This window comes from Nocardia sp. XZ_19_231 (assembly GCF_015355705.1).
GTDB classification, from domain to species: Bacteria; Actinomycetota; Actinomycetes; order Mycobacteriales; family Mycobacteriaceae; genus Nocardia; species Nocardia salmonicida.
Genome location: NZ_JACUZI010000003.1, coordinates 128,487 through 152,329, shown reverse-complemented (window position 1 = coordinate 152,329; position 23,843 = coordinate 128,487). Strand labels below are relative to the sequence as shown.

Annotated in this window: 19 protein-coding genes; 15 read left to right on the top strand and 4 right to left on the bottom strand. The window is 68.3% G+C overall.

The window, feature by feature from the left end; all coding sequences use genetic code 11:
- Positions 1 to 118: 118 nt before the first annotated feature.
- Together IBJ82_RS13920 and IBJ82_RS13915 are read right to left on the bottom strand one after the other, a co-directional pair.
- A complete protein-coding gene (locus IBJ82_RS13920) occupies positions 119 to 1,603 on the bottom strand; it encodes an MFS transporter (protein ID WP_194826369.1) in 1,485 nt (494 codons plus the stop codon).
- 168 nt (positions 1,604 to 1,771) lie between these two features.
- Positions 1,772 to 2,443 (bottom strand): FadR/GntR family transcriptional regulator, encoded by a 672-nt coding sequence (locus tag IBJ82_RS13915; protein WP_194826368.1) that lies wholly within the window; start codon positions 2,441 to 2,443, stop codon positions 1,772 to 1,774.
- A 230-nt stretch (positions 2,444 to 2,673) separates the two neighbouring features.
- Here IBJ82_RS13915 and IBJ82_RS13910 point away from each other — a divergent pair, with 230 nt between their 5' ends.
- From IBJ82_RS13910 to IBJ82_RS13880, 7 genes are all read left to right on the top strand, one after another.
- Positions 2,674 to 3,819: an MFS transporter gene (locus tag IBJ82_RS13910; RefSeq protein ID WP_194827122.1), complete on the top strand. Its 1,146-nt coding sequence runs from the start codon at positions 2,674 to 2,676 to the stop codon at positions 3,817 to 3,819.
- Positions 3,820 to 4,116: 297 nt separating this feature from the next.
- Positions 4,117 to 5,571: an MFS transporter gene (locus IBJ82_RS13905; protein ID WP_194827121.1), complete on the top strand. Its 1,455-nt coding sequence runs from the start codon at positions 4,117 to 4,119 to the stop codon at positions 5,569 to 5,571.
- Positions 5,572 to 5,601: 30 nt separating this feature from the next.
- Complete coding sequence (nirB, locus tag IBJ82_RS13900; RefSeq protein WP_194826367.1) at positions 5,602 to 8,151, top strand: nitrite reductase large subunit NirB; 2,550 nt, start codon at positions 5,602 to 5,604, stop codon at positions 8,149 to 8,151.
- 63 nt (positions 8,152 to 8,214) lie between these two features.
- Positions 8,215 to 8,595, top strand: coding sequence for a nitrite reductase small subunit NirD (gene nirD / locus IBJ82_RS13895; RefSeq protein WP_056812868.1), 381 nt, complete (start codon positions 8,215 to 8,217; stop codon positions 8,593 to 8,595).
- On the top strand, positions 8,592 to 9,836 hold the full coding sequence (locus tag IBJ82_RS13890; RefSeq protein ID WP_194826366.1) for a uroporphyrinogen-III synthase: 1,245 nt from the start codon (positions 8,592 to 8,594) through the stop codon (positions 9,834 to 9,836). The genes nirD and IBJ82_RS13890 overlap by 4 nt, the downstream gene beginning before the upstream one ends.
- Positions 9,830 to 10,567 carry a sirohydrochlorin chelatase gene (locus IBJ82_RS13885; protein WP_194826365.1) on the top strand — a complete coding sequence of 246 codons (738 nt, stop codon included), beginning with the start codon at positions 9,830 to 9,832 and terminating at the stop codon, positions 10,565 to 10,567. Before IBJ82_RS13890 ends, IBJ82_RS13885 begins: the two co-directional genes overlap by 7 nt.
- 359 nt (positions 10,568 to 10,926) lie before the next feature.
- The gene (locus tag IBJ82_RS13880) at positions 10,927 to 11,439 is read left to right on the top strand and encodes a hypothetical protein (RefSeq protein WP_194826364.1); all 513 of its coding nucleotides are present in this window, start codon (positions 10,927 to 10,929) and stop codon (positions 11,437 to 11,439) included.
- Here IBJ82_RS13880 and IBJ82_RS13875 read toward each other — a convergent pair.
- The gene (locus IBJ82_RS13875) at positions 11,418 to 12,374 is read right to left on the bottom strand and encodes a GlxA family transcriptional regulator (protein ID WP_194826363.1); all 957 of its coding nucleotides are present in this window, start codon (positions 12,372 to 12,374) and stop codon (positions 11,418 to 11,420) included. The genes IBJ82_RS13880 and IBJ82_RS13875 overlap by 22 nt on opposite strands.
- A gap of 125 nt (positions 12,375 to 12,499) precedes the next feature.
- Between IBJ82_RS13875 and IBJ82_RS13870 the strand changes: the two genes are divergently transcribed.
- The 6 genes from IBJ82_RS13870 (at position 12,500) to IBJ82_RS13845 (ending at position 20,214) form a co-directional block, all read left to right on the top strand.
- Complete coding sequence (locus IBJ82_RS13870; RefSeq protein ID WP_194826362.1) at positions 12,500 to 13,444, top strand: NAD-dependent epimerase; 945 nt, start codon at positions 12,500 to 12,502, stop codon at positions 13,442 to 13,444.
- Positions 13,445 to 13,501: 57 nt separating this feature from the next.
- Entirely contained in the window at positions 13,502 to 17,617 is a 4,116-nt protein-coding gene (locus IBJ82_RS13865; protein WP_194826361.1) for a non-ribosomal peptide synthetase, read from the top strand.
- Complete coding sequence (locus IBJ82_RS13860) at positions 17,614 to 18,291, top strand: DUF6875 domain-containing protein (protein WP_194826360.1); 678 nt, start codon at positions 17,614 to 17,616, stop codon at positions 18,289 to 18,291. The genes IBJ82_RS13865 and IBJ82_RS13860 overlap by 4 nt, the downstream gene beginning before the upstream one ends.
- A gap of 56 nt (positions 18,292 to 18,347) precedes the next feature.
- Entirely contained in the window at positions 18,348 to 19,313 is a 966-nt protein-coding gene (locus IBJ82_RS13855; protein WP_194826359.1) for an alpha/beta hydrolase family protein, read from the top strand.
- Between the two features lie 34 nt (positions 19,314 to 19,347).
- Positions 19,348 to 19,680, top strand: coding sequence for a TfoX/Sxy family protein (locus IBJ82_RS13850; protein WP_194826358.1), 333 nt, complete (start codon positions 19,348 to 19,350; stop codon positions 19,678 to 19,680).
- Positions 19,681 to 19,761: 81 nt separating this feature from the next.
- On the top strand, positions 19,762 to 20,214 hold the full coding sequence (locus IBJ82_RS13845) for a VOC family protein (RefSeq protein WP_194826357.1): 453 nt from the start codon (positions 19,762 to 19,764) through the stop codon (positions 20,212 to 20,214).
- Between the two features lie 55 nt (positions 20,215 to 20,269).
- On the opposite strand, the gene IBJ82_RS13840 is transcribed toward IBJ82_RS13845, so the two are convergent.
- Positions 20,270 to 20,698, bottom strand: a complete 429-nt coding sequence (locus IBJ82_RS13840) for an Ig-like domain-containing protein (RefSeq protein WP_194826356.1) — start codon at positions 20,696 to 20,698, stop codon at positions 20,270 to 20,272.
- A 177-nt stretch (positions 20,699 to 20,875) separates the two neighbouring features.
- Between IBJ82_RS13840 and IBJ82_RS13835 the strand changes: the two genes are divergently transcribed.
- Positions 20,876 to 21,097, top strand: coding sequence for a hypothetical protein (locus tag IBJ82_RS13835; RefSeq protein WP_062983677.1), 222 nt, complete (start codon positions 20,876 to 20,878; stop codon positions 21,095 to 21,097).
- Between the two features lie 146 nt (positions 21,098 to 21,243).
- The gene (locus IBJ82_RS13830; RefSeq protein WP_194826355.1) at positions 21,244 to 23,841 is read left to right on the top strand and encodes a LuxR C-terminal-related transcriptional regulator; all 2,598 of its coding nucleotides are present in this window, start codon (positions 21,244 to 21,246) and stop codon (positions 23,839 to 23,841) included.
- Positions 23,842 to 23,843: the final 2 nt, after the last annotated feature.

The window sequence follows — 23,843 nt, the reverse complement described above, 5'->3', positions numbered from 1 at the left end:
GGGAGGAATTTCCGAGTGTGGCTTTCGGGCGCGGCGGGACGGCGATGTCGGCTGTCGGCCACAGCGGAAAGCCACGTTCGGGAGGACCGAACGTGGCTTTCCGGGATGGGTGGAAGGATCAGACGCTGGCGTAGGCCAGGGAGGGAACCTTGTCGGTGGCGAAGGAGCTGCGCAGGTAGAACCACCAGGTGACAGCGGCCATCACGAGGAAGACGGCGGCGTAGGCCCAGAAGGCGGGGGCCATGGTCTTGAGGTGGACGTTGGACAGTCGAAGGGCCTGCTGGACGACGAAGCCACCCGCGGCGCCGACCGCGCCGATGACACCGATCGCGGCACCGGCTTGACGCTTGGCGGAGGTGGCCGCCTCGGTCAGGTCCATGCCGTGCTCGGAGGCGTACTTCTTGGCGGTGGCGTTGAAGATCGACGGGATCATCCGGTAGGTGGAGCCGTTACCGATACCGGCCAGCACGAACAGGACAAGGAAGGCGGTCAGGTAGAGCGGGAAGCTCTTCAGCTCGACAGCGGCCACGATGCCCGCCACCGCGATCGACATACCACCGAAGACGAACACCGTGATCTTGGCGCCGCCGCCGATCTTGTCGGAGACCCAACCACCGAACGGGCGGCTGAACGAACCGACCAGGGCGCCGAGGAAGGCCAGGTTGCCCAGGGTGGTGATCCAGCCGATCTTGGCCAGGTCGGGGAAGGTGGCCTTGATCAGCGTCGGGAAGGCGAACGAGAAGCCGATGAACGAGCCGAACGTGCCGATGTAGAGGAACGACATGATCCAGGTGTGCCGGTTGGTCAGCGCCAGCTTGTAGGACTTGCCGTCGGACTTGGCCTCGGCCAGGGAGTCCATGAAGTACAGCGCGCCGACGGTCGCGACCGCGATGAACGGCAGCCAGAACAGCACGGCGAGGGTGATACCGAAGCGGTAGCCGCCCGCGTCCTTGGCCATGATGTGGGTACCGAGGGTGATCAGCAGCGGCACGATCAGCTGGGTCTGCGCGACACCGAGGTTGCCGCCGGCGGCGTTGAGGCCGAGCGCGGCGCCCTTCTTGCCCTCGGGGAAGAAGAACGAGATGTTCGACATCGACGAGGAGAAGTTGCCGCCACCGACACCGGCGAGGGAGGCCAGGACCAGGAACACCCACATCGGTGTGCTCGGCTGGTTGACGAAGTAGATGATGCCGACCGCGGGCAGGAACAGCATCGCGGCGCTGAACGCGGTGAACGCGCGCCCACCGAACCGCGGGACCGCGAAGGTATACGGAACTCGCAGGGCCGCGCCGACCAAGGTCGGGATCGAGGTGAGCAGCAGCGCGTTGCTCACGGCGACCGCGTTGCCCTTGCCGAGGCCCTCGAGGAAGCTGAAGCCGGCCGGGCCCATCGCGGTGACGATGGAGCCCCAGATGACCCACATGCTGAAGCCGAGATTCTCGGCGAATACGGAGAAGTACAGATTCTTCTTGGCGGTCCTCGCGCCGCCGGATTCCCAGAACCTCGTGTTGTCGGGGTCCCAGTGGGAAATCCAGCGGCCCTTCTTCTGGTATTCGAACGACGGGGATTCCGTCGCCTGGCCGGTGGCGGCGATTGCGGTCATCGGCTTCCTCTCGATCGGGCGCGTATGCGGTGTCGAGATAAAGGTAGGAGCCGGTTGTTGCGGGGCAATGGCCTCAGGTGACGTTTCCGGCAACTCGGGCTCACCGCGCGAATTCGCTACTGGTGACAGCTCGGTTACCTGGATTTAGGAACCGAATCTGTTGTCGGCTCAGCGATCCGGGTATTCGGCGATGAGCGAGCCGAGGAAGCAGTTGGCGGCCTGCACGGCGCGCTCGGAGTCACCGTCGATGACGGCCTGCACGAGCTCGGCGTGCTCGGTGTCGTACGCGTCGTCGGATTTCGCGGTCCGCGCGTGGATCACCTGCTCGATGATCGGCAGCAGCGAATCGTAGAACTCCAGATATACCGCGTTGTGGCTGGCGACGACGATCGCGCGGTGCAATTCGACGTCGGCGGCGATGGCCACCGGGTCGGCTTCGGCCCAACTCCGGTTGCTGCGTTCGGCGAGCAACCGCTGGAGGGTGGCGATATCGGCGTCGTCGCGGCGGCGCGCGGCCAGGCCCGCCGCGGTGGTGTCGAGGGCTTGGCGCAGTTCGAGGATGTCGCGTTCGTGCGCGTCGGCGAAGTACTTGCCCAGGGTGCCGCCGACCTCGGAGGTGGCGATCACATAGGTGCCCGAGCCCTGGCGGCGTTCGAGCATGCCGGCGTGCACGAGCGCCTGGACGGCCTCGCGGACGGTATTACGGCCGGTCCCGGTGAGCTCGGTGAGTTCGGGTTCGGTGGGGATCCGTTGACCTACCGGCCAACGGCCGGAACGGATCTCGGCCCGAAGCTGTTCGGTGACCTGGGCGATGAGGCTGGTACGCCGGACGGGTTGCACGTCAGCAAGGGTACTGGTGTCCTCGCGTTCGGGAGATCGCTCACAGTCGCTTGGCAGTAGTCATCGGGTCATCCTATGATTTCCGGGTGCCGCCACTCCGCGATTTCCAGCCGGCTTCTGGCGCCGAGTCGACCCTTGTGGACGACCGGCGTGGTTGCGTCGATCCGTCTCCCGAGATCACCAGGCGGTCGCTGATCGAAGGTCGGCTGCTCGTTCTGGCGGCCATCGTCATGTCGGCGCTGACCTTGCGCGCCGCGGTCACCGCGTTCAGTCCACTGGCCGAGAAGATCGGCGCCGAGGTCGGGTACGGGACGGGGATCGTCGGGGTGTTCGGCATGTTGCCGACCGCGATGTTCGGTCTCGCCGGGCTCGTCGCGCCGCTGTTCGTGCGCCGGTTCGGGCTCGAACGGACCGTGTTCGTGGCGATGCTGCTGGCCGGTGCGGGGTCGCTCGTGCGGGTGTTCACCACCGGGACGGGCGCGCTGCTGGCGTTCTCCGGGGTGGCGCTGCTCGGCATGGGCATCGGCAATGTGGTGATTCCGCCGCTGGTGAAGCGGTATTTCGGCGATCACCTGGCCGTGATCAGCTCGCTCTACATCGTGATGGTGCAGCTCAGTACGGTTATCCCGGCGTTCATCGCGGTGCCGGTGGCCGAGGCGCACGGCTGGCGGATCTCGATGGGCGTGTGGGCGCTGGTCGGTTTCGCGGCCGCGATCCCGTGGTTCGTGGTGCTGCGCGACCGGCGTGGTCGCGACACGGTCGACACCACCGGGCTGCCCGCCGAAGCGCCCGAGACCGGCAAAGTCTGGCGTTCGCCGGTGGCGTGGGGAATGGCAGGCATGTTCGGCATGACCTCGCTGACCACCTACGCGATGTTCGCCTGGCTGCCCAAGATCCTGTCCGACGCGGGCGCGAGCGCCGGTTTCGGCGGCAGCATGGTCGGTCTGTTCGCGCTGATCGGGCTGATCCCGGCACTGGGCGCGCCGACCGTGGTCTCGCGGATGCGCAATCCGTTCCCCGTCGTCGTCGGCTGCATGGTGCTGTTCGCGACCGCTTTCGTCGGCCTGCTGGTCGCGCCGATGCACGCCACCCTGCTGTGGGTGGTGCTGCTGGGTCTCGGCCCGTCGACCTTCCCGATGGCGCTCACGCTGATCAACCTGCGCACCCGCATGCCCCAGGGCTCCGCGGCGCTGTCGGGCTTCACCCAGGGCGTCGGTTACGCGGTCGCCTGCCTCGGCCCGCTGCTGTTCGGCATGCTGCACACCTGGACCGGCGGCTGGCTCGTTCCGTTCGCCATGCTGTTCGCTGCCCTCGGCGTGCTCCTCGCGGGTGCGTGGCAAGCCTGCAAACCGCGCATGCTCGAAGATTCTTGGTAATTGCCGACTGACAAACGAACTTCTCACCGTCGGTTGACTGCCGAAGTGCGGTGCGCGTGACTCCGGCCTAAAATCGTTGGGACGAGGCGCAGCTCACACCCTCACGGGGGTTACCGCCGATTTCTTGCCGCTTCCTTACCTGCGGAAATCGTTGCGACACATGCCGGAAACAAAAGGGCTGATCTCACCTTCCTGATCGGGTGAAGGTGAGAAACCGTTGATTCGCGCGACATTTCCCGCAGCATTTCGGCAATACCCATTTCCTACCGTTGGGCCATCGCACTTTTGGGAGGCCCAATCTTGAGCACGCTGAAGCGGAACCACGACATCGCGCACTGGGATGCCGAAGATGTCGCGGCCTGGGAGGCCGGCGGCAAGGACGTAGCCAAGCGCAACCTGATCTGGTCTGTGATCGCCGAGCACATCGGATTCTCGGTGTGGTCGATCTGGTCGGTGATGGTGCTGTTCATGCCCACCGACAAGTACGGCATCGACGCGGCGGGCAAGTTCTTCCTCGTCGCCATGCCCACTCTGGTCGGCGCGTTCCTTCGCATTCCCTACACCGTCGCCACCGCCCGCTTCGGCGGCCGCAACTGGACGATCTTCTCGGCGTTTCTGCTGCTGATCCCGCTGATGCTGACGCTGTACTTCATCAACCAGCCCGGCACTTCCTACACCACGTTCCTGGTCGTCGCCGCCTTCGCGGGCTTCGGCGGCGGCAACTTCGCGTCGTCGATGACCAACATCAACGCTTTCTACCCGCAGCGTCTCAAGGGTTGGGCGCTCGGCATGAACGCCGGTGGCGGCAACATCGGCGTCCCGGTGATCCAGTTGCTCGGCCTGCTGGTACTGGTCACCCTCGGCGGTGACTACGCCTCGGTGATCTGCGCGGTCTACCTGGTCCTGGTCGGTGTCACCGCCGTCGGCGCCGCGTTCTACATGGACAACCTGACCAATCAGAAGGCCGACCTGTCCTACATGGTCAAGGCCCTGCGGGTGCCGCAGTCCTGGGCGATCGCCTTCCTCTACATCGGCACCTTCGGTTCGTTCATCGGCTACAGCTTCGCCTTCGCCCAGATCCTGCAGATCAGCTTCAAGGCCGGTGGCGACACCGCCGCCCAGGCCGCCATCCACGCCGCCTCGATCGCCTTCATCGGCCCGCTGCTCGGTTCGCTGGCCCGCCCCTACGGCGGCAAGATGGCCGACCGGATCGGTGGCAGCAAGGTCACCATCGCCACCTTCGGCGCCATGATGGCCGCCGCGCTGCTCGTGGTCACCGCCTCGACGATGGCCGACGGCAACTCCGGCATCGCCACCGGCGCCACCATGACCATGCTGGTCGCGGGCTTCATCGCCCTGTTCGTCCTGTCCGGTTTCGGCAACGGTGCCGTCACCAAGATCATCCCGTCGGTGTTCGAGGCCAAGTCCAAGAGCCTGCCGGTCTCGCGGGTCGAGCAGGCGGCCTGGTCGCAGAACACCTCCGGTGCCCTGATCGGCTTCGTCGGCGCGATCGGTGCGCTGGGCGGGGTCGGCATCAACATGGTGTTGCGCAGCTCCTACTCCAGCACCTCTTCGGCCACCAGCGCGTTCTGGGTCTTCCTGGCCTTCTACGTGGTCTGCGCCGCCGTTACCTGGACGGTGTTCCTGCGCCGTCCGCGCCTTTCCTCCGACGCCGCTGTCGTGGTCGAGGCCGAGTCCCTGGTCCTCGAGGCCGAATCCAACGCTTCGTCGGCCAATTCGTCGGCTCGCTGACAACCGACCACTACCAAGGAGGTCACTCTCATGAACAGCACTCGCAAAACAGTGGTCGTGGTCGGCCACGGCATGGTCGGACACCGTTTCGTCGAAGCCCTTCGCTCGCGCGACGAGGCAGGCCAGTGGCAGGTCATCATCCTGTCGGAGGAGGCTTTGCCCGCCTACGACCGCGTCGGCCTGTCCTACTACGTCGGCAACTGGAACGCCGATGACCTGGCCCTGCCCGGCAACATGTACCACGGCGACGAACTGGTCGACCTGCGACTGGGCCAGCGGGGCGAGTCCATCGACCTCGAAGCCAAGACCGTCACCAGCACCAGCGGCGACGTCATCGCCTACGACGCGCTGGTCATGGCGACCGGCTCCTACCCGTTCGTGCCGCCGGTCCCCGGCCACGACCTGCCCGAGTGCTTCGTCTACCGCACCATCGACGACCTCGACGGCATCCGCGCCGCCGCCGAAGCCGCCGGTCCCGGCGCGCACGGTGTCGTCGTCGGTGGCGGTCTGCTCGGACTGGAGGCGGCCAACGCGCTGCGCCTGCTCGGGATGACCCCGCACGTCATCGAGTACAACGGTCGCCTGATGCCCGCCCAGGTCGACGCCGGTGGTGGCGCGATCCTGGAGAAGCTCGTCACCGATATCGGCCTCAACGTGCACACCGGTGTCGGCACGGCCAAGATCGTCGCGATCGAGGAGGAAGGCGCCGACAACGTCACGGTGCACCTGTCCGACGATGCCGAGATCAAGGCGTCGCTGGTGGTGTTCTCCGCCGGTGTCCGCCCGCAGGACGCGCTGGCCAAGGCCTCCGGCCTCGCGATCGGCGCCCGCGGCGGCATCCAGACCGACCTCGCCCTGCAGACCTCCGACCCGAGCGTCTACGCGATCGGTGAATGCGCCGCGATCGAGGGCGTCTGCTACGGCCTGGTCGCCCCCGGCTACACCACCGCCGAGATCGTCGCCGACCGCCTGCTCGGCGGCGCGGGCGAGTTCCCCGGTGCCGATATGTCCACCAAGCTGAAGCTGATGGGCGTCGACGTGGCCTCCTTCGGTGACGCGCACGGCACCACCGAAGGCGCCCTCGAGGTCGTGCTGCACGACGCGGCCAAGGGCACCTACGCCAAGCTGGTCGTCTCCGACGACGCCCAGACCCTGCTCGGCGGCATCCTGGTCGGCGACGCCAGCCAGTACGCGGCCCTTCGCCCGCTGGTCGGGCGCCCGCTGCCCGCCGACGCCGCCGCGCTGATCTCCCCGGCCGGCGCCGAACTCGGTGCCGACTCGCTGCCCGACGACGCCCAGATCTGCTCGTGCAACAACGTCAGCAAGGGCGCCATCTGCGGCGCGATCGCCGAGGGCGCCTGCGATATCCCGGCCGTCAAGAGCTGCACCAACGCGGGTACCTCCTGTGGTGGCTGTGTGCCGATGATCAAGAAGCTGCTCGAGCAGTCCGGCGTGGCGCTGTCGAAGTCGCTGTGTGAGCACTTCACCCAGTCGCGTGCCGAGCTGTACGACGTGGTCGCCGTCACCGGCATCCGCACCTTCTCCGAACTGATCGCCAAGCACGGCAAGGGCTCGGGCTGCGATATCTGCAAGCCGACCGTCGCCTCGATCCTGGCGTCGACCTCGAGCGAGCACATCCTCGAGGGCGAGCAGGCCGCGCTGCAGGACACCAACGACCACTTCCTGGCCAACCTGCAGAAGAACGGCACCTACTCGGTCGTCCCCCGGATGCCCGGTGGTGAGGTCACCGCCGACCAGTTGATCGTGATCGGCGAGGTGGCCAAGGAGTTCGGCCTCTACGTCAAGGTCACCGGTGGTCAGCGCATCGACCTGTTCGGCGCCCGCGTGGAGCAGCTGCCGCTGATCTGGAAGCGCCTGGTCGACGTGGGCATGGAGTCCGGCCACGCCTACGGCAAGTCGCTGCGCACCGTGAAGAGCTGCGTCGGTTCCACCTGGTGCCGCTACGGCCAGCAGGACTCGGTCGGCATGGCCGTGTTGCTGGAGAAGCGCTACCGTGGTCTGCGTTCGCCGCACAAGATCAAGCTGGCCGTCTCGGGTTGCGCGCGCGAGTGCGCCGAGGCCCGCGGCAAGGACGTCGGCGTGATCGCCACCGAGCACGGCTGGAACCTCTACGTCGGCGGCAACGGCGGCCTGACCCCCAAGCACGCGGTGCTGCTGGCCGGTGACCTCGACGACGACACGCTGATCAGCTACATCGACCGCTACCTGATGTTCTACATCCGCACCGCTGACCGTCTGCAGCGCACCGCGCCGTGGCAGGAGGCCCTCGAGGGTGGCTTCGACTACCTCAAGGCCGTCGTCTGTGACGACAGCCTCGGCATCGCGGGCGACCTCGAGGCCGCCATGGCCAAGCACGTCGAGGGTTACAAGGACGAGTGGGCGGCTGTGCTCGAGGACGAGAACAAGCTCTCGCGCTTCGTCTCCTTCGTCAATGCCCCTGACGAAGCCGACCCGACGATCTCGTTCGACGACAGCGGAGAACGCAAGGTACCAGTGCTCCTCGGTCTTCCCGGCATGCCCGTCGGTGTTGCTTCGGACACAGCACCGGCCGGGAAATAAGTACTTAACGCTGCGGAAACAGGGCGCCTGTACCAATAGGTAAGGCGTTCGGAGGAGGAACCGATGACCGTGATCGACACACCCACCATCACCACTGAGACCGCGACCTGGACCCAGGCTTGCAGGCTCGATTTCCTGATCCCGGGGCGCGGCGTTGCTGTCCTGCTGAAGGGCGGCCGTCAGGCGGCACTGTTCCTACTCACCGACGGCACTCTCGCCGCCGTCGGCAATATCGATCCGTTCGGCCGGGCCGCGGTCATGTCGCGCGGCATCATCGGTGATCGCGGCGGCGTTCCCGTCGTCGCGTCGCCGCTGCTCAAGCAGGCTTTCTCGTTGATCGACGGCCGTTGTCTCGACGACGAGTCCCAGTCGCTGCCGGTGTACGCGGTCCAACTCGACGGCGGCGTCGTCGCGGTCTCGAACGAGCCGGTGCCGACCCCATGACCTCTCCCACCGACACTGGCCCGTGCCTTGCCGGCTTCACCATCGGCGTCACCGCGGCTCGCCGCGCCGAGGAATTCAGCACCCTGCTCACCCGCAAGGGCGCGACCGTCACGTCCGCCCCTGCTATTCGCATCATCCCGCTGGCCGATGACACCGAGCTCGAACGCGTCACCGAACTGCTGATCACCGACCCGCCGCAGATCACCGTCGCCACCACCGGCATCGGTTTCCGCGGCTGGATGGAAGCGGCGGAGGGCTGGGGTCTGGCCGAGGTCCTGCGCGACACCCTCGCCTCGACCCGGATGCTGGCCCGCGGCCCCAAGGCCAAGGGCGCGATCCGCGCGGCCGAGTTGCGCGAGGAATGGTCGCCTGCCTCGGAGTCCTCGGCCGAGGTCCTCGATCATCTGCTCGCCGAGGGCGTCGAAGGCGTCCGCATCGCGGTGCAACTGCACGGCGCGACCACCGAATGGGAGCCGGTTCCCGACTTCTGTGAGGTGCTGCGCTGCGCGGGCGCCGACGTGGTTCCGGTTCCGGTGTACCGGTGGGAACCGCCTGCCGATCGTGGGCCGATGGACACGATGATCGATGCGATCATCTCCGGCAGCCTGGACTGCGTCACCTTCACCAGCGCGCCCGCCGTGGCGTCACTGTTGATGCGCGCCAAGGAAACCGGGCTCTTGGAGTCGGTGCTGCACGCGTTCCGTGGCCGGGTGCTGGCTGCCTGTGTCGGACCGATCACCGCGGCTCCGCTAGAAGAGCTCGGCGTGCCGACGACGATGCCGGGCCGTGCCCGGTTGGGTGCGCTGGCTCGCCATGTGGCAGAAGAACTTCCGCGTCGCGCCAGCCGGATCTACGCGGCCGGTCATCTGATCAGCGTGCGCGGTGGATGCGTTGTCGTCGACGGTGAGGTGCGTCAGCTGGCGCCCGCCCCGATGGCGTTGATGCGCTCGCTGGCTCGTCAGCCGGGTCGGGTCGTCTCGCGCGAAGACCTGCTGGCCGCGCTGCCGGGCGGTGGCGACGACACCCATGCGGTGGAGACGGCGATCGCGCGACTGCGGGCCGGTCTGGGGACCCCCAAGGCCATTCAGACTGTGGTGAAGCGTGGGTACCGGCTGGCGCTGGACGCGGCCGACTGCTCCGATACTCCTCCCGCGCGAGCGGCTGTCCAGACACCGCACGCCGCGGGGATCGGAACGCCGACTCGGTCGGCCCGGCCCGCCCAAGCGATCGGGGTGTGGTGAGCGCCGGGCTGCCGGGTGATCCGGCACTGGTGTTGGTCGCGCACGGGACTCGCAGTGCGCGCGGGGTGGAAATGATCGCCGCGCTCGCCGAGGCGGTGGCCGCCGAGCTCGGCGTCGCGGTGTCCTCGGCGCCGAATGCCTCGCTGCGGACCGCTTTCGTCGATGTGCTCGGGCCCTCGCCGTCGGAGGTTCTGCGCGATCTCGACGGGCCCGCTGTGGTGGTTCCGGCGTTTCTCGCCTCGGGTTATCACGTGTACCAAGACGTTCCGCGTGAGGTCGCCGAGAGTGGGCATTGCGCGGTCGCCGTGACGGCGGCGATGGGACCGGATCCGGCGTTGACGAGGATCATGGCGGTGCGCTTGCGTGCTGCCGGGTGGCAGCCGGGCGACGCGGTTGTTTTCGCGGCTGCCGGTTCTTCGGATTCGCGTGCGCGCCAGGATGTTCGGCGGGCCGCGGGGATGCTTGCCGAGCAACTGGGTGCGCCGGTGAAGATCGCCTACGTGGCGACCGGTACGCCTCGGGTGCCCGAAGTTGTTGCCTCACTTCGTGATTCGGGTGCCGAGCGGGTGTTCATCGCGTCCTATCTGCTGGCGCACGGTCTCTTTCACCAGCGGCTGCACGATGCGGGCGCCGATGGGGTGGCTGAGCCGATCGGTGTGCATCCCGGGGTTGTCCGGCTGATCGTCGATCGGTATCGGAGCGCGGCTCGGGAGCTGGTCGGCGTTCGCTGAAGCCGATCGCGCACAGTCAGCCGGTGTCGGCGGCTGCGACTAGAGTTGGCCCGACTTCACAACAAGGGGGGCACAGCTCGATGTCAGATTCGTCCGCAGGTCAGGGTTATCCATCGCAGGATGACGGGCTGACGGCGTATCCGGATGAGTCGGCAGCGCGCGGCCCCGCGAACCCGGTGGTTCCCGGGGCCTATCCGCAGGCCCCGAGCCAGGCCATACCGCAGCCGCCGTATGCACCGGCGCCGGGTGCGATGGGATCGCCTCAGCCCTACAGGCCGACGCCGCCACCCTACGGGCCGACGCCTCAGCCCTATGGGCCGAGCGCTCCGTATCCCGTGCCGGCCGGCCCTTATCCGCCGGTGGACGCCGCGCCGCGGGTGGTGCCGCAGAGTGTGCAGATCGCGTTCTACGTGATGCTGGCCGGGGCGGTGGTCACGTTGCTCGCCATGGCCTACTCGCTCACCATGCTCGACGAGGTGCGAAGCGATGCGCTGGACGCGTCGGGTGGCGTACTGCGGGGGGGCGACCTCGACCTTCTCGTGTACGCGAGCATCGGTGGGAGCATTGCGAGTTCACTGGTCACGGCGGGGTTGTGGGTGTGGATGGCCTTCGTCTGCCGGGCGGGCAAGAACTGGGGCCGGATCACGGGCACGGTGTTCTTCGGGCTCAACGCGCTGTTCTATGTCTTCGGCACGGTGGCGGCGATGGTCACCTCGACGGCCGGTATCGCGCTGGTGTTCAGCACTGTCACGCTGGCTGTCGGGCTGGCCGCGGTGATCCTGTTGTGGAATGGCATGTCCGGTCCCTACTTCGCGCCGCGCACACCACAGGGCTACCAGCCCTACCCGGGCTATCCGCCTGTCGCGCCGTAGGTGAAGTTCGCCCGGTAGATACTCGGGGGAACGCCGAGCCGACGAACCATGTGCTGGCGCAACGACTCCGCCGACCCGATCCCGCTGTGCCGGGCGACCTGCTCGATCGGCAACGAGGTCGATTCGAGCAGTTCCCTGGCTCGGTGGATGCGCTGATTCAGTAACCATTTCTGCGGGCTCAGGCCGGTTTCCTCGTGGAATCGGCGGGTGAGGGTGCGCACGCTGGTTCGCGCGTGCTCGGCCAGTTCGCGCAGCGACAGGGGAGTGTCGAGGCGCTCCAGTGCCCACGCGCGGGTGGTCGAGAGCGAGAGGTCGTCGTCGGCGGGTAGTGGGGTGTCGACGAACTGGGCTTGGCCGCCGGCTCGCACAGGCGTGACCACCGCCGCCCGCGCGGCGGCGTTTGCCACGGTGGCGCCGTAGTCGGCTCGAATCAGATGCAGGCACAGGTCGATTCCGGCCGCCGCGCCTGCCGCGGTGGTCACCGGCCCGTCCTCGATGAACAGTGCGTCGGAGCGCACCCGGACGAGGGGATGGTCGCGGGCCAGTTCGTCGGCCAGGCCCCAGTGCGTGGTCGCGGCGCGGCCGTCGAGGAGACCGGCCTGGGCGAGCACGAACGCGCCGCTGCAGATCGAGGTGACCAGGATGCCGCGGTCGACGGCCGCGCGCAGCGCCTTCAGGGTCACCGGATCCGCGTCGGTGCGGCTGCCCGTGCTCGGCACGATCACCGCGTCGGCGGCGTCGAGGACATCGAGCCCGTGCCGGATCACGACATCGAATCCGCCTGGAGTCGATGGCAGTACCCCCGGCTCGGCCGTGCAGACCACCACCCGATAGCCGGGTTCGCCGTCGATCATGACCGAGCCCATCAGGGTTTCCGGCATCGACAGATCGAAGGACTTCACCGGCGGCACGGCAACCACGGCAATCGTCTTCATGGCCTGATCCTTGGGATAGCTGGCATTCCGGCCACTAGTCTAGTCCTCGCGGGAGCGGCATCGTTGAAGGTGCGGGCGGGACCCCGCCGCCCCACCGAAAGCTGTTGTCGTGAAAGGGAATTCATATGTCCACTCAGGTAGTGATCGGCCGAGGTGGTACCGCGACCGCCACCGCGTTGTTGCTCGCCGAAGCCGGAGATCGCGTGCGGATGGTGAGCCGGAGCGGGCTGGGCCCCGACCATCCCGGCGTGGAACCGATCGCGCTCGACGCACTCGACACCACCGCCCTGACCGAGGTCGCGACCGGTGCGGACACCGTCTTCAATCTGGCGATGCCCGCGTATCACACCTGGCCGGAAACGGTTCCGCCCCTGTTCGGTTCGATCCTGTCGGCGACGGAGAGCGTCGGCGCCGACCTGGTCATGCTGGGAAATCTGTACGGCTACGGCCCGGTCGACGGTGTCGTCAGCGAACGCACCCCGCTCGCCGCGACGGGTAGCAAAGGCGTGGTGAGAGCCAGGATGTGGACCGATGCTCTCGCCGCGCACGAGGCAGGCCGGTTGCGTGTCACCGAACTGCGCGCGGGTCAATTCCTCGGCGCGGGTGCGGTATCGGTCTTCTCCCTGCTCGTTCAGTCCGCGGTCCTGGCGAACACCCCGGCCCGGGTACCGCAGGAACTCGACCTCGCGCACTCGTTCACCGCGATCGGCGACGCCGCGGCCGCACTGGTCACCCTCGCGCGCGACGACCGGTCGTGGGGGAGGGCCTGGCATGCCCCGGTGATCACCACGACCGTGCGTGCGGCCGCGACCAGGCTCGCCGCGCTGGCCGGCGCCGCCCCACCGGAACTGGCAGTGCTCACCGACGCGGAGATCACCGAACTCGCCGAGCAGGACCCGTTCTGGGCCGAACTGTTCGAGACGAAACACATGTCCCATCGTGAGTTCGTCGTCGACGATTCGGCGATGCGGACCACCTTCGGTCGTGCCGCGTCGACGCTGGACGAGGTGCTCGCCGAGGTGGTCACCGCCGACGCGGCCGCGCGGGTAACCGTGCCCGACGCGGGGTAGATGCCGTAGGTTTGCCGGAGAACCAGTCAACGGTTGCTCCGAATCCCGGGAGGCCCGGTGCGGCAAGATGAGGGTGGTATCGGCGCGGTAGCTGCCGTGGTGGCGGCCGAGGCTGCGCCGATTCCCTTGTCTACCGGGCAATTACGCTGGTGGGTAGCTCATCAGCTGGCGCCCGACGTGCCCGCCACCATCGCCCTGTATCTGGATCTGCGTGGGCCACTGGATATCGCGCGCCTCGGCACGGCGATGCGCTCGGCGGCGGCGCGACTGCAATCACCCCATGTGCGCGTACGTCTCATCGACGGCCGACCCCACCAGTACCTCGACCCGACCGTATTCGGCGAACTCACCGAAATCGACCTCACCGGCGATACGAAGGAACCGAGTGAGGAATCGGACTGCTCCGGGGTGGCCGAAGCGCTTTCGCGGATGGATGCCGATCGCCGTGCTCGGCTGGATCTGTGCGCGGACGCGATCACCGTCGCGGTGTTGTACCGCATGGGTGCCGAGCGGTGTTTTCTCTACCTGCGCAGTCACCACCTGGTGCTTGATGGAGTCGGTGCGGCGGCGGTGTTGCGGCTGGCGGCCGAGAATTACTCGAAGGCAACAGATCTCGACCGGGCAGGCGTGCTGTCGATCGCGGACTTGGTCGACGCGGATCGACGTTATCGCGACTCCTCCCGTGCGGTCGCGGATCGGGCCTTCTGGGCCGAAGAGGTCGCGGGGCTGCCTGATCCGATAGGGCTCGCCGGAATCGCGGCGCCCGCCTCAGCTGACCCGCATCGGGTGTCGGCCCGTCTCGACGAACGGACAGCACACCTGCTGGCCATCGCGAGACAGTGCTATACGGCAAGCTTTCCGGAGCTGACCGCCGCTGCCTTCGTCGCTTTCCTGGCGAGAATGTCGAGCGCCGACCAGGTCGTCTTATCGCTACCGGTGGCCGCCCGGCCCACCGCGGCCTTACGCCGCTCGGCAGGTTCGGTCTCCAATGTCGTGCCCCTGCGCCTGCGCGACCTCACCACGACAACAGTCGAAGACCTGATCGACCAGGTGCGGCTGCGGGTGATCGGTGCCCTGCGCCACCAGTGCTACCGCTACGAGGACATCCAACGCGACCGTGGCGAAACCCAGATCGCCCGAGGCGGATTCGGCCCGGTGATCAACCTCCTCGGCTTCACCGCCCCGTTGACCCTCGGCCCCGTAACCGGCCACGCCCATCTCCTGAGCCTGGGCCCCGTCGAAGACCTCCTCGTCAACGGCTACCAACTCGGGCCTGACAACACCTCCGCGACCATCGACTTCCAAGCCAACCCGGCCCGCTACGACGCCGCCACCCTGGCCTGGTACCACCGCCTGTTCCTCGATTGGTTCGCCACCTTCCTGTCCGCCGACCCGACCCAGTCGATCCGCGACCTGACCTCCGCGCACGACATGCGTTCGGTCGCCGCTGAGAGCGTTGAACGGGCCGACGCACCTGTCGGTAGGTATCGCCGCAACGGGATCGAGGTGGTGCACGACTGTGCGGCAACAACTTCCACGTTGAGCGAATTGCTCAGCGGATTCGACGAGACGGACAACGTCGCCGTGGTGGACGGTGCCAGGTCGATGACCTACCGGGAGCTCGGTGAGTCGGCGGCGCGGTGGGCCAGGGTGCTCATCGCGCACGGCGCCACGCCGGGAAGCCCGGTGCTCAGCGCGATTCCGAGGTCGCTCGAGTCCGTGCTGGCAGTACGCGCCATCGCGGCCGTCGGCGCGTGCCTGACGCCGATCGATGTGGGCGATCCGAGCGAGCGGGTCGCCCGGATCATCGCCGGATCCGGTGCGGTGCTCGGGCTGACGACACGGGCAGCGAACCTTGGGGAATCCTCCAAGGTCACGTGGCTGATGCTCGATGACGCGCAAACCCTGGCGCACGTCGCCGATCAGTCGTCGAAGCCGATCACCGACGCGGACCGCCACGGACGGCTGACACCCGCACACCTGGCCTACCTGATCCATACCTCGGGGACCACCGGTACGCCCAAAGGCGTCGCGGTCACGCACCGTGGCCTCGCTCCCTTGACCAGCCACCTGCTCGACCGCTACCGCATGACACCGGATTCGATAGTGCTGCACGCACATTCACCAGCGTTCGACGCGCATCTGCTCGAACTCCTAGCAGCGTTCGCAGCGGGTTCACGGCTGGTGGTCGAACCGCCGACGGTCGTCGCGGGCGCGGAACTGACCGGATTGATCACCGAGCATCGAGTCACTCATCTGCTCACCACTCCCGCCGTGTTGGCGACCCTGCGCCCCGAGGAAGTGCCGACTCTGACGGTGGTGGTCGTCGGTGGCGAGGCCTGCCCGCCGGAACTGGTCGCCACCTGGGCAACCCGAGTACGCCTGCACAACGGCTACGGCCCGACCGAGGCCACGGTGATGGCCACCCAGTCGGCGCCGCTGGTGCCGGGGGAGCCGGTGACCATTGGCTCGCCGCTGCCGGAAGTGTTTGCGCTGCTACTGGATGCACGCCTCCGGGCTGTCCCCGCCGGAGCCCGCGCCGAGCTGTACCTCGGCGGACCGTGTGTGGCGCAGGGCTATATCGGCGATCCCACGAGCACGGCGGCACGTTTCGTGGCGGATCCCCGAGGCAACGGCGAGCGTGTCTACCGCACCGGCGATCTCGTCGGCCCGCGCGCCGACGGCGGCTACGAGTTCCTCGGCCGCATCGATACCCAATTGGCCCTGCGCGGCCGCCGCATCGAACCGGCCGAAGTCGAAACGGCCCTGCTCGCCGACCCCACCATCGCCCACGCGGCAGTCGACATCGCCGACGCGGGCACCCCCGCAGCGCGTCTCATCGGCTACGTCGTCCCGACCCGAGCCCCCGGCCGCCCCGATCCACAACAACCCTCCGCGCCGGCCAGTGCCTCGGCTCAGGGCCGCCGCGGACCGGAGCACCTGTTCGCGTCGGACACCACGTTCGATGCCGCCGCAGCCCTCGCCCGCCTACGCACTGTCCTGCCCACCGCCCTGGTCCCCGCCGCGTTGATCACCCTCGACCGCCTCCCGCTGACCGTTAACGGAAAACTCGACCGCGCGGCACTTCCCACACCGCCCGCCACCCCCTACCGTCCGCCACGGACACCGCTACAACTCTTGGTCGCCGCCACCTTCGCCCTCGCCTGCCACCTCGACGCGGTCGGCGCCGACGACGACTTCTTCGCCATCGGTGGCAATTCCCTGACCGGCGTGCGTGTTTCGGCGGAACTGGCCGAGTCGACGAACACCCCGATCACGGTCCGCTGGCTCTACACCGCACCCACGGTCGCCGCGCTCGCCCACCGCATCGAGACCTACCGTGCCGACGCCGACCCAGGCGCCGACGCCCTCGCCACCGTGCTGCCCTTGCGCACAGGCGGGACGCACCCACCTTTGTTCTGTGTCCACTCCGCCGTCCCGCTCGCCTGGTGCTACACCGGCCTGGCGCGCCACATCGCCGACCGGCCCGTCTACGGATTGCAAGCACCGACCTTGTCGGCGGCAGATCCGCAACCCGACGACCTGACCGTCGACTTCCTCGCCGCCACCTACGCCTCCGAGATCACCCGCCTGCAACCCGAGGGCCCCATCCACCTGCTCGGCTGGTCCCTCGGCGGCCAACTCGCCCACGCCACCGCAGTCCGCCTGCGCGCCGAAGGTCGCGACGTCGCCACCCTCGCCATGCTCGACAGCATCGTCGTCCCCGATTGCGCCGACCCACCACCGCGCCCCCGCATGCGCGACCTCCTCACCCACTTGCTCGGCGACGAACCCGACGACGCCGACACGCTTCCCGACGTCTCCGCCGAGGAAGCCGCAGCCGAATTGGCCGGAGCCGGAGCAAGTCTCGGGTCCGGCCTCACCGTCGAACAACTCACCAGGCTGCACGAGGCCTACGCCGACGGTGTCGGCCTCTCCCACGGCTACCGCCCCGACCTGTTCGACGGCGACCTCCTCTACTTCTGCGCCACCAAGGGCATGACCGCGTTCCTCGACGCCCAGATCTGGCGCCCTTTCGTCACCGGCCGTCTCCTCGAACACCCCGTCGACACCACCCACGCCCAACTCACCAACGCGGACGTCGTCGCCCGCATCGGCCCGATCCTCGACCGTCACCTGCGCGAAGTCGAGATCGCGACGGCCACGGCATGACCACCCTGCGCTCGACGACAGGTCGACGTACCGACGCCACCTGGTGGTGCGTCTACGACGACCCCGCCCGCTGGTCCGCCGAACACCCACGAACAGCACCCCTGATCGACTGGTTCGCGAACACCCTGATGCGCCCCGACCCCGCCCAGGGCCGACCCGGCCCCGTGTGCCCGTTCGTCAAACCCGCTGCGGCACAGCACACCCTGTGGATCGCCGAACTGACAGACGCCGGAGAGATCGCCGCGGCCGTCGACGACGCCTTCGAGCTCTACCGCACTCTCGACCACACCCCAGCGGTCCTCACCGTCTTCCCCGAGCTCGCGGACACCGCCCGCATCGACGCCGCGCACGCCGCCCGCAAGAGCGACATCGTCCGCGCCGGCGCCATGCTCGGCCAGTTCTATCCCGGCTGTCCGGTCGCGGGGCTGTGGAACCGTGACTACCGCCCGCTGCACGCCCCGCTGCCGATGCTGGTGATCCGCCCGATGATGAACACCGATTTCCCGTTCCTCGTCGGCCAACCGGAATGGCTCTCGGCCTATCTCGCCCGGCACGCGCCCGGGCTCCCGCGCAAGCTGCGCGCCACGATTGCGGATCGGATGCACGTGCCCGACGCGGGACCCGCCTCGATCACCGAACTGCGCGCACATTTTCCGGATGAACACGCACAATAGGGACACGAACCGCCCAATGCCGGACATTAGCGGGGTCATGCGGCACACTACGTCGCATGCGTCGGCTTGTGTGCTGTCTGCTCGTCCTGCTCGGCTGCGGTTTCGTCGTCTCGCCCGTGGCGTCGGCGGAATCCGGGATCCTCGATGTCCGCCCGCTAGGTGGCAGGCAATTCGAGGTGGTCGTGTATTCCGCGGCGATGAACCGCCCGATCACCCTCTGGATGTCGCATCCCGGGTCCGGCGCGCCCGCGCTGTATCTGCTGAACGCGGTCGACGGCGGCGAGGGCGGCGGGCCGTGGATGCGGCGCACCGATGTGGTCGACTTCTTCGCCGACAAGCCGGTGAATGTCATCGTCCCGATCGGCGGCCGCGCCAGCATGTACACCGACTGGCAGCGCGACGACGGCGCCCTGGGCCGCAACAAGTGGTCCACCTTCCTGACGAACGAACTTCCCCCGTTGCTCAACGATCGATTCGGCATGACCGGCGCCAACGGCATTGCGGGCCTGTCGATGTCGGCCACCTCGGCGTTGAACCTGGCGATCGCCGCACCCGGCCTGTACCGCGCGGTCGGCGCCTTCAGCGGGTGCACCCAGACCGGCAACCCGCTCGCGGAGACGCTGGTTCGCGCCCAGCTGGCCACCTTCGGCGCCGACGCCACCAATATGTGGGGAGCGCCCGGCGACCCGGCATGGGCGGCCAACGACCCGACCGTGCACGCCGAGCGTCTGCGCGGCACCGCCATCTATCTGTCCTCGGGTAACGGTGCTCCCGGCCCGTACGAGGCGTTCAACGACCCGAGCATCGCGGGCAATGTCGGCGTGCTGGTCGATCGCCTGCTGGTCGGCGGCACCATGGAAGCCGTCGTCGGCAGCTGTTCGAGTCCGCTCGCGGGCCGCCTTGCCCAACTCGGCATTCCCGCCGACATCCGCTTCCGCGCCGCGGGCACCCACGCCTGGCCCTACTGGCAGGACGACGTCCACGATTCCTGGCCGATGTTCGCCGCGGCCCTCGGCATCTGAGTTCGGTGTCGGTGGCTCGGCGCACACTGAGCTGATGGCATACGACGAGGAGCTCGCCGAGCGGATCCGGGAAATCGTCTACCCGCGGCGAGACCTCACCGAGCGGAAGATGTTCGGCGGTCTCGCCTTCCTGATCGGCGGCAATATGGCCGTGGCCGCCAGTGGTAAGGGTGGGCTGCTGGTGCGAGTCGCCCCGGCCGACGGCGATGGTCTGCTCGACGGGTCGGCGATCACGCCGATGGTGATGGGCGGGCGCGAGCTGCACGGCTGGCTGCGAGTAGCCCCGGAAACGGTCGACGACGACACCGTCCTGCGGGAATGGGTCGAACGCGGGGTGCGGTTCGCCGCGACGTTGCCGCGAAAATAAAAGTTCGGCGGATGTGTCGAAGCGCGATGATCGGCTCCGACCAGGGGGTGAAGCAGAGCCACTCACCCCAAGGAGCACATCATGTCCGTCAACACTTTCCTCTGGTTCGATGCCGACGCCGAAGCGGCGGCCGAACTCTACGCCGCGTCCGTCCCGAACTCGCGCATCGTCGAGGTCACCCGCCAGGGGGACGGCTCGGCCTTCATCGTCACTCTCGACCTCGACGGTCAGGCCGTCACCTTGATGAACGGCGGCCCGGGTCACCCGCACAGCGATGCCGCGTCGCTGCAGGTGGTCGTGGATACCCAGGACGAGATCGACAGCCTCTGGGACGCGCTGTCACAGGACGGCGGAACCCCCGGCCCGTGCGGTTGGCTCACCGACCGGTTCGGGGTGTCCTGGCAGGTCGTGCCTGCGGTGCTGGCCAAGCTCATGGGTGGTGAGGTCGACCGTGTCATCGCCGTCGGCACGGCGCTGCGCTCGATGTCCAAGCTCGACATCGCCGCCCTGCAACAGGCCTACGACCAGGTCTGAACGCAGAACGGCCGCCGCGGGGAGAGGTTCGCGGCGGCCGGACTGTTCGAGTGGGCTAGCCGGCCGAGCCCGACAGCAGCCCACCCAGGTCGGCGGAACCGGTACTCGCCCCACCACCGGGCGGGGTGGGCTTCGGCGCGACGGTGATGGTGACGGTCTTGGAGCTGATGAGTTCCTGCACCGCCTTGATCTCGTGCGCGCCGGTGGTCTTCGGCGTCCAGGTGATGGTGGCCTTGCCGTCCGACACCGAGACCGGCTCACCGATCTGGGTGCCGTTGTCGGTGAAGGTCACCTTGAACAGGAACGAGGTGGACGTGACATCGGCGGTGACGGTGTAGGCGGTATCGACATAGTGGGTGCTACCGCTCACCGCGATCCCCTGCACGAGCGCGGACGCCTGCGGTGCTGCCAGCACGGCGGCCGCGGCCACCGCGGTGAATGCCGTGAGTCCGAAACCGGCACGCCGCGCCTGGTAGATCTTCATGATGTTCTCCTGTTCGCGCTGATGATGAGCGCGACATTAGCCAGCGGATCCGGCCCGCGTCCCGGAAACTGAAATAACGATGTTTAAAAGCGTGGGGACCGGTTGCTCCGCAGGTGGCGAGCGAATTCACCCGGAGCGGATGAGGCAGCCGCGGCGACCGGCCACGACACTGGGGCCATGTCGACGCCCGGACCGCTCCGCTACCAGTTCGTCGTCGAGGGCGAGCTGTCCGAGCGTGTCCTCGCGGCCTTTCCCGAGCTCCGCCCCAGCTCGCATTCGCCCACCGGGACGACCACCCTCTTCGGTCTCGTCGCCGACAGTACGGCGATGCGCGGGGTGATGGCCCGCATCGACACCCTCGGTCTCACCCTGCTGAGCATGTCCCAGTTGCCCGACTAGAGCGTTCACCGACGAGTCGACGTCGATCTGATAACGAGCAGCCCCACTTCACCTCGCCAGCAACCGCGCAGCCTCCGCTTGGCCTACCGTCGATCTCGGCGGAGGTCGGCCGCCACGCGGTGAAAAGCGTGTTCAGGAGGGTGAAGATGGCTTCGTCGTCGGGTTCTCTGGAAGTTCATAGCGGCGGCTCGGTGATAGCTGTGGCCGGTCCGTGTGCCGGTCTCCCGGAGCTGTCCTTCGCGCCGGTTCGCTGCAACGAGGCCTTCGCCCGCTTGGATCGGGCACGGGCGGCCACCGGGCACACAGTGCTGCTGTGTGGGCCGGCGGGCAGTGGGAAGACCGTCGTACTGGTCGACTGGGTACGCCGCAGGTGCTCGGCGCGCGTCGAGTGGTTGACCGTGGCCGAACATCGGGGCCCCGATCTGCTGGCCGAGATTGCCCGAACCCTCGATCCCGCACCGGATTTCGTGCCGACCGGCGTGCTGCAGACGCCGATGGACCGTGCCGTGGATCTCCTTGCCGCCCTGGTCGATGTCGAGCCGACGGTGCTGGTGATCGACAACGCCCACCTGCTCACCGACCCACTGCAACTCGCCGGTCTCGAATACCTGCTCACCCACCTGCCCGCCCAGGTCACCGTGTTGATCGCGAGCCGCTTCGATCCGCCACTGCGCTGGCACGCCCTCGACCTGGCGGGCAGGCTCACCCGGATCGGCGTGCCCGAACTCGCGCTCTCCCGGGATCGGGTCGCCCAACTGCTCGCCCAGCACGGTTGCCGACTCGACGACGCCGAGCTCGCCGCGGTCCAGAACCTGACCCGTGGCTGGGCGGCATTAGTCCGCATCGCGGCGATCTGCCTGTCGGCTACCGGGACCGACCGCGATACGGCTCTCGCCGCGTTGGCCCGCCCCTCGCACGCGGTCGCCGACTTCCTGGTCGCCGAACTGCTCGCCTCGCTACCGGCGCCGACTCTCGAATTCTTGCTCGCCACAGCGGTTCCCACGCAATTCTGCCTGCCGATGGCCGAAGAGCTGGTCGGTGACGACGCCGCCCGCATTCTCGACGAACTGCTGCGCGCCAACTTTCCCTTGCACACCGTCGCCCACGCGGGCGAACTCTGGCACACCTACCACCCGCTGCTGCGGGCCTACCTGCTCGCCGAGGCCGCGTACACCAGGCCGGATCGCCTGCCCGATTGCCATCGCCGGGTGGCGGCCTGGTTCACCGCGGCCGCGATGCCGGGGCCCGCGCTCGAGCACATCGCGGCCGAGCCGGGCGCGCCTGGGCTGGTGCCCTTCCTGCGCGAATGGGGGCTGCGCATGGTGCTGGAAGGAACCGGGCACACCCTGCTCGCCGCCGTCGACAACCTCTCCGAGCACGATACTTTCGTTCGCCTGCTGCGCGCGGCGGTCGCGGTGGAGTCGGGTGATATCGCCGCCGCCGAGGTGTATCTCGAGGCCGCCCACGTCGGCCCGGATTCGGCGGCGCCGATGGTGCCCACCGAGTGGGTGGCTGCCCTCGATCATGCCGTGAGCGCGGGAGTCGCTGTCCTGGTGGGTGATTCGGCCTCGATGCCTTGGCCGCTGCCGCCGGTGACCGGACAGCCCGACCTCGACTGCTACGCCGCGCTGTACTGCGGAATCGCCGAGATCTACGGCGGTGAGTTCGACAGCGGCGCCACGTCTGTGCGCCACGCGATCGTGCACTCCGAGCAGGCCGGGCTGGGTCGCGTCGCGGTCCGCGCCAGAACCGCGACGGCCGTGGCGGCCGGGATGGCGGGCCGGGTCGGCGAGCTTCGAGCCCTGGCGGCCCAGGCGATCGAGTGCGCCGAACTCTACGACCTCGCCGGTTCGGGCGATGCCGCCGCGGCGAGGGCGCTCGCGGCCTACGGCGCGTATCAGCAGGGCGTGGATTTCGAGCGGCCGTTGCCGAGTCTGCCCTCGGCCGCCGCCGACGAGACGGTGGTCCCCGCGCCGGTGCGCCTGGCGGCGATCATGACCGGCGTGCTGATGTTCGGCGACGCCGGGGATCGCTCGGCCGCGGCGGTCGCGCTCAGCAAGCGACTACATCGCCTGCTCGACGAATCGCCCACGCTGCACGGCACCGGCGGACTGGTCACCGATGTGCTGTGGCTGCTGCTTCGCGTACAGGCCAGGGCGGACGCGCAGCAACTGATCGACCACGCGACGCGGGTGCTCGGCCGGACCCCGGACATGGTGGTCGCCGAAGCGGGACTGGCGCTCTACGCCCATCGTCCCGCCGTCGTGCTGACGTTGCTGGAACCGCTGCTCGCCACCGCGCGGTTGTCCTCGCGATCGCTGGTCACGGCGTGGCTGCTGGTCGCGGTCGCCGCCGACCGCCTCGATCGTCCCCGCAAGGTCGACGAGGCTTGCGAACAGGCCCTCGCGCACGCGGCCACCGAACAGTTGGCTCGCCCGTTCCTCGATGTCCCCGCGGCCGACGAGCTGCTCGCCCGCATCGGCGCACGCTTCGGTCAGTACGCGGCTCTGGTCGACCGTATCCGCGCCTATCGCGGAACCACCGCGGGCGCACCACAACTCACCGACACCGAATTGGTTGTGCTTCGCCAACTTCCCTCCGGCATGACGGCCGGCAATATCGCCGCCGACCTGGGCGTCTCGGTGAACACCGTCAAGACGCACCTGCGCGGGATCTACCAGAAACTCGCCGTGAACGCCCGGGCCGAGGCGATCGCCCAGGCCCGTGTGCTCGGCCTGCTCTGAGC